General features: G+C 37.1%; 10 protein-coding genes. 6 read left to right on the forward strand and 4 right to left on the reverse strand.

Features of this window, described 5'->3' with window-relative positions:
* Positions 1–681 precede the first annotated feature (681 nt).
* Positions 682–852, forward strand: coding sequence for a DUF6747 family protein (locus ABXZ36_RS15605; RefSeq protein ID WP_354616615.1), 171 nt, complete (start codon positions 682–684; stop codon positions 850–852).
* 876 nt (positions 853–1,728) lie between these two features.
* Positions 1,729–2,463 (forward strand): methanethiol S-methyltransferase, encoded by a 735-nt coding sequence (mddA, locus tag ABXZ36_RS15610; RefSeq protein ID WP_354616616.1) that lies wholly within the window; start codon positions 1,729–1,731, stop codon positions 2,461–2,463.
* Between the two features lie 335 nt (positions 2,464–2,798).
* Here the strand turns inward: mddA and ABXZ36_RS15615 are convergent, their stop codons facing one another.
* Positions 2,799–3,242, reverse strand: coding sequence for a hypothetical protein (locus ABXZ36_RS15615; protein ID WP_354616617.1), 444 nt, complete (start codon positions 3,240–3,242; stop codon positions 2,799–2,801).
* Between the two features lie 360 nt (positions 3,243–3,602).
* Between ABXZ36_RS15615 and ABXZ36_RS15620 the strand changes: the two genes are divergently transcribed.
* The 4 genes from ABXZ36_RS15620 to ABXZ36_RS15635 all read left to right on the forward strand — a co-directional run bounded on the left by ABXZ36_RS15620 (position 3,603) and on the right by ABXZ36_RS15635 (position 6,509).
* Complete coding sequence (locus ABXZ36_RS15620) at positions 3,603–4,052, forward strand: hypothetical protein (RefSeq protein WP_354616618.1); 450 nt, start codon at positions 3,603–3,605, stop codon at positions 4,050–4,052.
* Between the two features lie 185 nt (positions 4,053–4,237).
* Positions 4,238–4,873 (forward strand): SanA/YdcF family protein, encoded by a 636-nt coding sequence (locus ABXZ36_RS15625; protein ID WP_354616619.1) that lies wholly within the window; start codon positions 4,238–4,240, stop codon positions 4,871–4,873.
* Positions 4,874–4,966: 93 nt separating this feature from the next.
* Positions 4,967–6,214, forward strand: a complete 1,248-nt coding sequence (locus ABXZ36_RS15630) for an NRAMP family divalent metal transporter (RefSeq protein WP_354616620.1) — start codon at positions 4,967–4,969, stop codon at positions 6,212–6,214.
* 103 nt (positions 6,215–6,317) lie between these two features.
* On the forward strand, positions 6,318–6,509 hold the full coding sequence (locus ABXZ36_RS15635; RefSeq protein WP_354616621.1) for a hypothetical protein: 192 nt from the start codon (positions 6,318–6,320) through the stop codon (positions 6,507–6,509).
* 6 nt (positions 6,510–6,515) lie between these two features.
* Here ABXZ36_RS15635 and ABXZ36_RS15640 read toward each other — a convergent pair whose 3' ends face one another.
* From ABXZ36_RS15640 to ABXZ36_RS15650, 3 genes are all read right to left on the reverse strand, one after another.
* Positions 6,516–8,438 (reverse strand): OmpA family protein, encoded by a 1,923-nt coding sequence (locus ABXZ36_RS15640; RefSeq protein ID WP_354616622.1) that lies wholly within the window; start codon positions 8,436–8,438, stop codon positions 6,516–6,518.
* Positions 8,439–8,451: 13 nt separating this feature from the next.
* Positions 8,452–9,414 (reverse strand): PorP/SprF family type IX secretion system membrane protein, encoded by a 963-nt coding sequence (locus ABXZ36_RS15645; protein ID WP_354616623.1) that lies wholly within the window; start codon positions 9,412–9,414, stop codon positions 8,452–8,454.
* 29 nt (positions 9,415–9,443) lie between these two features.
* Positions 9,444–12,575 (reverse strand): Calx-beta domain-containing protein (locus ABXZ36_RS15650; RefSeq protein WP_354616624.1); only part of this gene is annotated, 3,132 nt, incomplete at its 5' end.

Raw genomic sequence — 12,575 nt, forward strand, 5'->3', positions numbered from 1 at the left:
AAAAATGGCATCATAATTAATAATAAATATCTTTAAACTGTCTTACAGATGGGGATTAGTATAATCCCATTATTAACCAATAAATGAAATAGTATCTGTTTCTGTATGTCTTCTGTAGATGTATTTGCATACTTCTCGGCAAATTCTTCACCAAAAGTCTTAACTGGTTTTTTTAGCCATATTATTAAAATTAAATTCTTTGGATTAAGGCATGAAGGTAGTATATACTCTATAAGTATCTAACTTAAAGATTGTAAATACTTAAGAAAAGTATAACAATAATTTACTTATACATTATGGTAAACCGTATTATGTGGGTAATCTTGAAAAAAACTTGATTAATCAAAGTTTTGGCTCTGTTTTTTTTTGGGATGGCGTTCGTCTGTCTCTGTGTTGCTACAAATACCCCTTGTTTTAATGGTGATTTCGTTATTTCTAGGCAACCATTAGAAAACCATCTCTAAAAAATTTCCTTTTAATGTTTTTTTGATTTAAAAGAGCATAGAATTTTGTCCTATCACATTCCCTTTAGATTAATAAAAGAATCTTTTAAGGGTAGATAATTTCGATAATGTGTACCCCTAACAACATTGAACGGAATTATCCACAACTTTAACTAAATATTTGATAATGAACGCAGTAAAATATTAGTTTTAATCTAATAATTTTAATAATCGAAATATGAAAACACTACTACTATTCAGAAATATTTATTTAGAAAGATTTAAAAGTATCGAGAATTTCATTGTCCGAAACTATTTAAAAGGATTTGCCATATTCAGCTTTATTATGTTTGCAGTAGTATTGTATGCCTTCATCTTTAGAGTATTCACTGGATTCCCTTTTGATTAATGTTGATGATATTTAGACCTAAGGATAAATATAAATTATCCATAAATAAGGTTATGCTCATATTGGGTGTGGTTTATTTTTTATTTACAATCTATTTGATAATAGAAATAATATTGATGCTTTAGTCGAAATTGGTCTATTGGTTTAAAGTCAATCTTTAAAGTTAGTAGCCATTAAAACTCTATCTGTCCTTTAAAGCTATTCCAACCTCCAGAGTAGGTGTAGATGTACCCTTTATACTTAAAGTTCTGATACCTCTTTACCAATTGGGCAAGTATAGATAAGATTGCCTCTGGGTTCTTGTTATTTAACGTCAGCGAAAGGTGAACTTCGTAGAGCTTAGGATTACATTTAAGTCTAAAATTTGTTCGATGGAATAAATTTTATTTCAGCTTCAAATTTTTACATTTCAATAAGTTTTCCCGTTTTGATACTCAACATATAATCGATTTTATTTTTTATCAAAATCGAGAGAATATTACCATGGAATTTGTCGGCTTTCTAAATTTATATTTAAAAGGACTTTTTCTGCTTTTAGTTAATTCTACTATATTTTACAACCTAGATTAGAAAAGTAGCCATAAGATATCTGGAAAATATGGTAAACAACAAAACATAAAATTACTTTGAAATAATGATCTCGATATTGCCTACAAGCAAGTTAAGCAATAGAACTGGCAACAACATCGGTTAAGCGCAAATACCTAGAAATCAATTAAAAAGTAGTATTTTGAAAATCAAGAAACAAACAACTAAGCCGACAATCCCGATAGCTATCGGGAGCGTCCCTGCTCCACTATACTTACCTTAACCAAGACCGTTGTTCATAATTATAAAGACTCAATAAGAGTAATAATTAATATAAAACTTAGAATCATGGGGAAAATATTTTCTTTTATTTATGGGTTAATAGCATACCTGATTTTTCTGATTTCGTTTCTTTATGCAATTGGATTTGTTGGTAATCTTATCGTTCCAAAATCAATCGACTCTGGAACAGAAACTACTTTTTTGACGGCATTATTAGTCAATGCTCTGTTGCTAAGCATTTTTGCAATACAGCATAGTGTAATGGCGAGACCTGCATTTAAAAAATGGATTACAGGTGCTATTAGCCCTGCCATAGAACGTAGTAGCTATGTTCTACTGTCGAGTCTCGCCCTACTTTTAATTTATTGGCAATGGCAACCTATAATAACAATTGTATGGAAGGCTGAAAATGAAACTATTGCTGCTATTTTCACTGGAGTATTCTTTTTTGGATGGCTAGTTGTATTTCTCTCCACATTTATGATTAATCATTTTGAACTCTTTGGGTTAAAGCAAATATTTGATAATTTGAATGGCAAAATCACTGCAAATCCAAAATTTCAAACTAATTTCTTTTATAAAATTGTCCGACACCCGATTATGCTAGGCTTTATAATTGCATTTTGGGCAACACCTGAAATGACTGTTGGACATTTAATATTCTCTATAACTACAACGGTATATATAATTTTTGCTGTAAAGTATTTAGAGGAAAAAGATCTTCGCAAATCTATTGGAAAAGAATATGAAGAGTATCAAAAGGAAGTACCAATGATTTTACCCTTTACGAAAAACAAATAAAAACTATGCCTAACAACGTTTCAAATGAAAAGCCTTAGTCCAGTTCTCTTGAAATCAATTGCGCGTCGATCTTATCGGTCCTGGTATGCCTCTCTTTACCCTTGCGATGGGTATCAGCAGGGTTGACAGCTAGGGAACCCAACCATAACTCTCAAAACAACGATGGGCATAATAACCACAATAACCTGCCTCGAAAGAAGTACTTACTTGATGGTCTGGGAAATGTTTCGAAACGTATTTCAATAATTGTTCATGGTCAGAAGACATACTAAAAGACTTACGTGGAATTCGCTATGGTTGCGTTTCTGAATAGGGTAAGCACATTAAGACTGAAATTATGTTTTGCAGCCACACATAATTACCCCCCATTCTAAGATTATATACACTTCCTTGTTGCTCTCCATTGTTAAAATAGGTGTTATAGGAACTTGAGAGGTTAGTCGTAATTTCTTGTCAAAAAACTTTTTCCCCACAGCCAGTGTTGGACCAACGGTAAGGTTTTTATCTTCCCCTATGGTATTGTAGGAAAGATTAAAGCTAAACCTATTGAATTTAAAGGGATTAGGGAATTCAAAATCCAGATTGGAATAGGTGAACGATAAAGGAACATTATACAAACCAGCAATATTAAAATTTAAATTACCCGTTAGGTAATACGTCAATCCCTGCCTATTGGCGGCCCCATCATAATAGACCGCGTTGGCGGTGAATCCTCCATTGTACCTCAAGAATTTTTCTTTGCCCAATTGGTCAAAATGTACAGATTGGAAAAAGGCCATTCCACAGCACATAAAAATGAGAACAATATATTTTAACAACAAAATTTCCTTAAAACCCTAAATACGAGTTAAAATAATATTATAAAAAGAATATTTTCGATAAACAACATCTGTCATTAAAATTTCATTAGCAATAAAACTATAGCTCAATAGCAACTATAAAAAGGCTATTAGGCTTTTTTAGGAAACTTTAAAGCTTAATTATTTATAGAAATTAAACTATTTTTTAAGTGCTTCTTCAAAATTGCCTTACCATTTAGGTAGTATATCGAATATTTGAACATTTGAAAGTAATTTATCATTAATGGATCTGAAATAATTTAATTTTACGCATGAGTATTAATATATTAATCCTAGATCATGAAAAAACAATACTACTTAATTATTACTTTATTTACGCTAATACTCTCTAGTTGTGGCAAGGACGATGCTACCGACGTAATTCTGGCCAAAAATGTATTTGCATTAAGTTCTGTTTCCAATTCAAATATTTCAGGTAACGTTTCATTTGTTAAATATGAAGACGGAAGAACTGAAGTAATTTTACAAATCAACAATTCGTCATTAGATATTCATCCGACCTTTATTTATGCTAATAGTCTGGCAGAAGGTGGTGCGGTTGCACTTACGCTAGCACCTATTGAGTGTGATTGCGAAGAGAGTATTACCATAGTTTCTAAATGGGACAACGGTACTCCTGTAACCTATGAAGAATTAATAGCATTTGATGGGCATATTAAAATACATCAGAATGCAGATAACCTAGAAGTAGTAATTGCCCAAGGAAATATTGGCGTTAACGCCCAATAAAAGAAAATAAAAATAGAAAGCTAAACCCTAATCAGAAATGGTTAGGGTTTCTTTTTTTTGTGCCAATTAACTTAGATAGAAGTAACCACGGCAATTGATATTTTTGTTTTATTTGAGCAAAACCCTTTTATCATCCAAGAAAGATAACATTGCTTTTACTACCTTTAAGTTGGAATTGTTCAAGAATGAAAAAAAGAATTATCCATATTTTTCTAATGTTAGCCACGGCCCTGATATTGGTATTGTTTATCAGTACTTTTTCAATTCAATTCTTTACTGCTGGGAAAACATTTTATACCATAAAAAACATTCCAAAAAATAAGGTTGGTTTGATTTTGGGTACTTCAAACCGACTCATCTCTGGAAAACCCAATCCCTATTATCACAATCGTATTTCTGCAACAGTTAGGCTATACAAAGCAGGAAAAATTGAATACATTTTAGTAAGTGGTGATAATGCCACCCTTTACTACAATGAACCTTACACCATAAAAAAAGACTTAATCAAGGCCGGAATTCCTGAAGAAAAGATTTTCTTGGACTATGCAGGGTTCAGAACCCTTGATTCCATGGTAAGGGCCAAATACGTTTTTGGATTGGATAGTGTTACTGTTATTTCTCAAAAATTTCACAATGAGCGCGCTATTTTTTTAGCCGAAAGAAAAGGACTCCATGCCATTGGATTTAACGCTGAAGACATCACAGGTAGTGATGGGATAAAGGTCCGACTCAGGGAATATTTTGCTAGGGTTAAAGTATTCATTGACCTTACGTTTAACACGCAACCAAAGTTTTATGGGAAGAAAATAGAAATCAAATAATTGATACTCCTCTTCATTACTTCTGCCAAAGAATTTTCAGAACAAATCTTTAAAAAATAGTACATTAGGGGGCATTAGCCAACCATACCCATAATGACCAAACTAAAAATTCTAATTAAAAACCTTGGCCCTGGACTCCTATTTGCCAGTATGGCCATAGGTACTTCTCATTTAGTACTATCTACCAAAGCCGGTGCCCAATATGGCTGGCTCATGATCATCCCAATCATCCTTGCTAACGTGCTAAAATATCCATTCTTTGAATTTGGAGTCCGCTATACCAATGTGACGAATAAGACATTGATTGAGGGCTATCTCAATAGAGGTAAGGGTTATCTGTGGTTCTATGCATTTATTACCTTAATCTCTACCTTCACTATTTTGGCCACCCTGTACGTGGTTACTTCCGGACTCTTTATCAACCTTTTTAAGATTCCCAATGCATCGGTAAGTCTAGTAGCCCTTGGACTTTTTGCATTCATAAGCGCACTTCTGATTATAGGCAAATACAAGTTTCTAGAGTCTTCCTTAAAATTTGTGATTTCCATTCTTTTTATAGCGCTCATCCTAACAACTACTATGGTAGTTTTTAAAGGTAGTATTGTACCCTCTAAAGATTTTGTTCCCCTCCCTATCTTTAATGAAGTAGGCATCTTATTTTTAATAGGCCTTGTGGGTTGGATGCCAACCGCTGTGGAAGCTTCTAGTTGGATAAGCCTTTGGAGTCTAGAAAAGTTTAAAATCACTAATAACAAATTATCATTAAAAGAAGCGCTTCAAGAATTCAATATAGGGTATCTTTTGACTGGGATCCTTGCTGTCTTTTTTATGATTATAGGGTGGATGACCCTTTATGGTTCCAATACAATAATTAGTGGTAATGCAGTAGCTTTTTCTGACCAATTGATATTAATGTTCACTACCCATATTGGAAGGTGGACATATGTCTTTATTGCTACAGCGGCATTTGCCACCATGTTCAGTACCTGTATGACAGCTCATGACGCGCTGGCGCGAGTAAGTCTAGATATTATTGGCCTTTTATCCCCTAAAACCAAACCCAACAAAATGCAATTTGCCCTTGCGGTCATAGTATTATCAATTGTAAACTTTGTAGTCATTACCGCATTTAGCGCTAATATGGGTAAGCTTGTTGCTATGGCAACTTTTGTCTCTTTTGTTTTGGCCCCGATCATTGGATATATGAACCTAAAAAATGTAATGAGCACTGATCTCCCCATATCCTATCAACCCGGAAAAGGTCTGAGAATTCTGACATATACGGGCATTGTATTCCTCACTTTTTTTGCCATTTATTACTGCTGGATGGTTTTGTTTTAATAGGTATATATTACATGAAATCTATAGCTTACGAAAGAGTTAACAGTAAAAACTTGCCTTTTTGCCTTCAATTTTCGATCTTTACATCGAAAAATGTGACAGTATGAGATTGATCAGCGTAATAAGAAAGACAAGAAACGAAAGAAGGTACACCAAAAAAATGGGTAATTTTTATACTCGGGTGACCTATATCAAAAAAGCAATTTTAGGTATTCCGGTGCGTACCCTGTACAAATACAGGCAAACCTATTATGGCGAAGTAAAAGATTGCGAGACTTGTAATCTGGCCAAATAAGCGTCCCTAAAGCAACTTGTCATAATTTAATATAACAATAAACGACCGCTCGTTTTGTTTGTGTAACATGTCCAAACAAAACACCCCATTGGTGCAGTTGTTTGTAATTTTTTCCTCTCCATACCCTTTTGCTGATACGATATTTACGATAGAAACCCCATTTTGAATCAAATATTTTTTAATGACTTCGGAGCGATCTTGAGAAAGTTTTAAATTATAAGTATCACTTCCCCTACTATCTGTATAGGTTTCTATACTTAATTGAAGTTCAGGGAACTTGTTCACAGCATCAACCACCTTATCCAATTCCGCAGCAACCTCCGGAGTAATCACACTACTCCCTTTACTAAAATAAAACTTTTTGAGCTTCATTACAGTATGGTCTTCTTTTTGCTCTATGAGGTCATCCAAGGATTTGATGCCCAGATTAAACATACCTTGTTGTGCCTTTTCAAGCTCATCATCTCTATAGGTCACAGAATACACAGAATGACGATCTTTGGTAGCCTTAATCGTAATTACATTTTGAAAGGGTATCTCTATCCTATAATCTCCATCTTCATTGGCATAAGCCTCATTGATAATCTCCCCTTGTTCATTCAATAACTGTATTTGAGCCTTGGGTATTCCATTATTATTGGAAAGATTGGTTACTTTTCCCGTAAGTGCAAACGTTTTTAATCCTGGTTTTTCGGCAACTTTAAAACTATAGATATCATCATTCCCTTTTCCTCCTGGTCTGTTAGATGAAAAATACCCCAACATTTCCTTTAACCCCTCATTTCTGATTATAAATCCAAAATCATCAAAGCCCGAATTAACTCCAAGACCTAGGTTTACGGGAATACTAAAACTTTGATTAGCCCGTATATTGGACCGGTAAATATCCATTCCACCCAAACCATAAAAGATATCAGAAGAAAAATACAAACTGTTATCAAAAATATAGGGTGCTATTTCATTTCCTGCTGTATTTATCCTTGGTCCCAAATTAATAGGGGATGACATAATTTGTCCATTATTGGTGTACACAAAATAAATATCTGTGCCTCCGTATCCGTCTGGGAAATTGGCCGCAAAAAACAATTTACCAGAAGATGCCTCAAAAAATGGATAATAAAATGAAGTGCTAAGGTCTCTGAGCAAGAATCTGAAGGCCCCATTTTGATCTACCATGGCTAAGGAAAGGGCATTTTTGCCATTCTTGCTAAAAGAGAGTTCGTCCCCATCAGAATTTGAAAGAATATAAAATACACTATTCAATTCCTTTGAAAAATAAGGTGTGGCCTCATGATAAATATTCTCTGGAATGATATCAAAAGAAGTTGATACCAAAACGTCCCCATCCTTCTCTATTCTTCCAATCAAAATATCCATATAAGATTCCCCAGAAGGAGCATATTTTTCCTTTATGGTTTCATATCTAGCACTAGTAAAAAGTAAGCGATCATCATAAAAAGCAGGAGAGAAATCGGCCTGCGCGCTATTTGTTCTAATAGTAAACACGTCTACTGCACTCTCCGTTTGTGTCTTTAGAAGCTCCCTGTTAAAATCATAATTCTCTAGTACTTCCATAGGAAAAGCCTTTTTCCTAGTTTCCAAAAAGGTACTAACCCTTGCCCTACCCTCGGTCTTGGCCATAGATTGAAGCATTTTATTGAAATATGAATTGGACATGGTTGTATCTCTCTTAAAAATATCCAAATAAATTTCCGCAGACTTTCCAAAACCTTCTGTTTTGAAATAGGCATCTGCCAAATTGAGGTATTGCTGATTGGACAGTTTGCTTTTGCGCATTTCCAATTGATACTGCTTAATGGCATCCTTATACGCATACTCAAAGAAAAGAACATCTCCTTTTGACGTCTTGTCCTGGGCAGTTGATAGGGTTGTTATTAATAAGATAGCTATAAGTACTCTTAAGTTCATGTTCAGTTACTTTTTAGAAGAATCTTGGGGTGTCAATTTGTTTTGGTTTGCCTTTGGCATTTTTCTCTTTATCCCGCTTTGTGCCGCCTTTACCTAAATAAAATTTAAATATTATCTCATGGGAACCGCTATTGTATTGGCCTAGTCCGTTGGTGTTGTAATCATAGGAATACCCTACAAAAGTACCGCTAGATACTTGAAGTCCTGCAAGGCCACTTACAGCATTATCTACCCTATAGGAGGCGCCCACTGTAAAGAGATCATTAATCAAAAAGTTTGAGGAGACATTTATATTAAGAGGTAGCCCATTAACATAGTTCAGCAAAAAGGCAGGTTTTAACTTTAAATTCTCTGATAGATCAAAAACGTAGCCTCCAATAAAGTTAAACTGCATTTTATCATCTACCACCGTAGACACCTCTTCATTATAAATGCCACTAGTCAAAAAGTTAGGAATGGACAATCCTGTGTACCAATTATCGGCATATAAAAATGCTCCTGCTCCTATGGTAGGATAAAATCTGCTAATGGTGGATTCATTTAATAAGGGTTCATTTGGATTTTCAAAAGTACCTTTAGAAAAATCTATATTTAAAAAAGAACCTCCAGCATCCAAACCAAAGGACAATTTGGTATCATCGGAAAATTGCACTTGATAGGAATACGCTATATCTACAAAGGTTTGGGTAGATGGGCCCAATTGATCATTAACCACATTGAAACCAAGACCGTTCTTCTCGTTAGACATTGGGATGTTGACTCCAAACCTCATTGTGCGTGGTGCCCCATCAATATCTATCCATTGTGCCCTGTAAAGTCCTGCAATCTCCGATTTGTCCACAGTGGCCGAATAGGCTGGGTTAAAACTTCCAATATTGTACATATATTGGGTGTATTGAGGCTCCTTTTGTCCAACAACGGTAAAAGTTACCAATAGTGATAGTATGCAAAAAAATAATATATTTCTATTCCTCATTTTGAGTTTGCTATAAACCATATTCCTAATTATCTTATAATTTGGATCCATCCCTTTCTTACCTCAGAACCATCACCTAGGTCCAAAATATAAAAGTACGTCCCTTTTGGAAGTTCTCCATTTTTACCCTCTCCGTTCCATGTATTGTCATAATTGGCTTTGGAATATACTTGGTTGCCGTACCTGTCATATATTTCCAAAATATTATTTGGGTAATCCTGTATATCGTTGATCCTCAACAGATCATTTATCCCATCCCCATTGGGCGAAAATTGGTTAAAGATAAAACCAGGTTCATTACTGGAGCGCGGGGTAACCGCTACGGATACCGTACTTGTGTTATTGGTGCTATTTCCATCTTCTGGAGAGGAACTCACCAAGGATGCTGTATTGAGAAAGGTCCCTTCTCCGGGAACGGTTACCGTAATATTCAGCGTGGCCACTTCATCAGGGGCCATGGCCATAAGGCTCCATCTGCCTGTAACTTCATCATAGCTTCCATTGGAGGCAGTATTAGATACGTATTGAAAACCATTGACCTGTTCTCCAACAAGATCATTTATGACCACATCGGTCACTGTGATCTGGCTCAGGTTAGTCAGGGTGATCGTAAAAGTTATCTGCCTTCCTACCGCGGGATTTGCATTGTCCACCGTTTTGGCCAACTCCAGATCTATTCTACACGCCGCTGATATATTGGGTATACAGGCATCGGTATTGGCAGGATCCAATTGGTCTACCACCCCATCATTATCCGTATCCAAAATATTGGAATCTAGCGCATCTATAATGCCGTCCCCATCCCCATCCAAGGGATTGGCAATATCGTCTCCTACTTCTGTACCGTCATTAATACCATCCCCATCCGTATCTGGATTATTAGGCTCAGTGCCCAAGGTAATCTCCTGTCCATCCAATAATCCGTCATTATCCGAATCTACCGTACAAGAAATCACAGTAACGGTCACAGAAACTGTATCATTGGTGCAAGGTGCCTGAGCCCCTGTGGTCGTATAGGTAAATACATAATCCCCATTGGTCAAACCTTCAAAATCCACGATGTTATCGGTTCCTATCTCTACACTGCTACCTGCTGGTACGGTTGTAACGCTCCACACCCCGGCATCCTCACCGGTAAGGGTGTCATCCAGATCCAACGTGGTGGGTCCGCCCGCAGCTACACTACAAGAGCCTATATCCGTTGCCGTACCTGCCGAAGGTGTCTCATTGATGGTCACCACCACAGCCACCCTTGCAGAAGGACAGCCATTGGCGGTTGCCTCTACATAATAGGTCGTGGTAGCCGTTAACAACGGAGTCGTAAAACTTTCTCCCGTGGCTATACTTACCCCTCCTGTAGGCGTGGTAAACCAGCTGATAGTACCTTCGGAGAATGTAGCTCCCAAGACCACAGAACCTTCACCGCATATATCGGCAGGGGTGGTAGAAGTAAGGGTGGGACTGGTATTGAATTCCAAAGTCACCTCCAAGGCCGGACTCGCACAGTTGTTGGCCGCGTCATAGAAAAACCCGTAATAGGTCCCTGGAAAATCCGAGGATATCACAGAGCTCATTAAATGGGAAGCTGTATCCAAAAGATCTAAATTGTTAGTGGTCCATGTCAATACCGAGCCCGCAGGAACCGTGCTATTGGTATAAGCATCTAGGTCCTGTTCCACGGCATCGCAAAATACAGTCTCAACCAAGGGGTCCAATACTGGAGCAGCTCCTCCTGCCGGACATATCTCGTCATCCACGATGGTTCCGATCCCTTCCTCATCGCCGATAGTTACTAAAGGGCTATTGGTGCCTGTTAATGTAACAGTAAAATTTTCGTCATTTTGTTCTACTATATTATCATTGATGATAGGCACTGAAATGGTTTGAGTCTCTCCATCATTTCCAATAAACGTTAAGTTACCACTAGTGAAAGTGTAATCCTCCACTGAAATAGCAGTCCCGTCTGTAGTATTGTAACTAACCGTAAAGCCTGTATTTGGGCTACCCGTCAAGGTTACTGTAAAATCTGCTGTCCCATCTCCCTCATTCAGTACTACATCATCAATGATCACATTGGCGGAATCATTGTCCGTAATACTTGCCCTTCCAACGGCATTGCCAATATTTACATTTCCTATGCTCGTGACATTGCTTAAAGTAACTATGAAAGTTTCACTGGGTTCCACAAAAATATCATTGAGAATGGTTACTGTAATATTTTGGGTTTCCCCATTGTTTCCAGAAAAAGTCAATGTGCCACTTGTAGCCGTGTAATCCAATACAGAAGTGGCTGTTTCATCGGTTGTAAAATAATTGACCGTAAAGGAATTAACCACATTCCCTGTAAGGGTCACACTAAAAGTTACAGTACCTGCTCCTTCGTTCACCGTGACCGCCCCTGAATTGATAGAGATGTTGGCGGTATCATTATCACTGTTAATAACCGTAACATCAGCCACATCCCCAGCGCCCAAATCATTGTAATTGGAGTCTGCCGAAGTAACATCTCCAGTAACAATGGTATAGGTAATAGGACCATCTACTAAGGCTCCGTCATCAACACCTGTTGCTATAACGGTTACACCTGTTTGCCAATTTATAGAGGTCAATACAACATTAGCTGCTACCGTTCCTTCTGCCGTATTACTGCTACTTAGTGGAATGGTCACATCGGCAGAGGGCTGACTGTCCAGAGAAACCGTAAAAGTTGCCGTACCCCCAGCTTCTGAGGTATTCCCAGTGATGGCACCTACATTAACACCCACACTATCATCATCTGCATTGGAAACACTCACAGTTTGATCGGCCAACGCATCAAAATTATTATCACTGCTCGCATCTACCACACTCACTGTAACGTTGTAATTTATAGTGCTATCTACTACGTCATCATTCACCGGAGTAACAGTTACAGTCCTAGGATTATTGTACGTGCCTGGAGTAAAAGTTATAGTCCCAGGAGAGACGGTTCCTTCAGAAGTATCCCCAGAGGTTATGGAGAATACCACATTACTATTAGGTGCTGCATTCAAAACAATCGTAAAGGTCTGTGATCCACCTGCCTCTGATGTATTTAATGTTAGAGGGGTAACCGTGTAACCTGCATTGTCGTTGTCTGTGATTGTTACCGTCGCAGTGTTCGGAGTACCCAACGCATAGCC

Source organism: Sediminicola arcticus (assembly GCF_040566695.1).
GTDB classification, from domain to species: domain Bacteria; phylum Bacteroidota; class Bacteroidia; order Flavobacteriales; family Flavobacteriaceae; genus Sediminicola; species Sediminicola arcticus.

What these genes read in the sequence shown, in the direction of transcription:
- ABXZ36_RS15605 (WP_354616615.1), top strand. Translation starts at nt 682, where the DNA reads ATGAAAACACTACTACTATTCAGAAATATTTATTTAGAAAGATTTAAA.
- mddA (WP_354616616.1), top strand. Translation starts at nt 1,729, where the DNA reads ATGGGGAAAATATTTTCTTTTATTTATGGGTTAATAGCATACCTGATT.
- ABXZ36_RS15615 (WP_354616617.1), bottom strand. Translation starts at nt 3,242, where the DNA reads ATGGCCTTTTTCCAATCTGTACATTTTGACCAATTGGGCAAAGAAAAA.
- ABXZ36_RS15620 (WP_354616618.1), top strand. Translation starts at nt 3,603, where the DNA reads ATGAAAAAACAATACTACTTAATTATTACTTTATTTACGCTAATACTC.
- ABXZ36_RS15625 (WP_354616619.1), top strand. Translation starts at nt 4,238, where the DNA reads ATGAAAAAAAGAATTATCCATATTTTTCTAATGTTAGCCACGGCCCTG.
- ABXZ36_RS15630 (WP_354616620.1), top strand. Translation starts at nt 4,967, where the DNA reads ATGACCAAACTAAAAATTCTAATTAAAAACCTTGGCCCTGGACTCCTA.
- ABXZ36_RS15635 (WP_354616621.1), top strand. Translation starts at nt 6,318, where the DNA reads ATGAGATTGATCAGCGTAATAAGAAAGACAAGAAACGAAAGAAGGTAC.
- ABXZ36_RS15640 (WP_354616622.1), bottom strand. Translation starts at nt 8,438, where the DNA reads ATGAACTTAAGAGTACTTATAGCTATCTTATTAATAACAACCCTATCA.
- ABXZ36_RS15645 (WP_354616623.1), bottom strand. Translation starts at nt 9,414, where the DNA reads ATGAGGAATAGAAATATATTATTTTTTTGCATACTATCACTATTGGTA.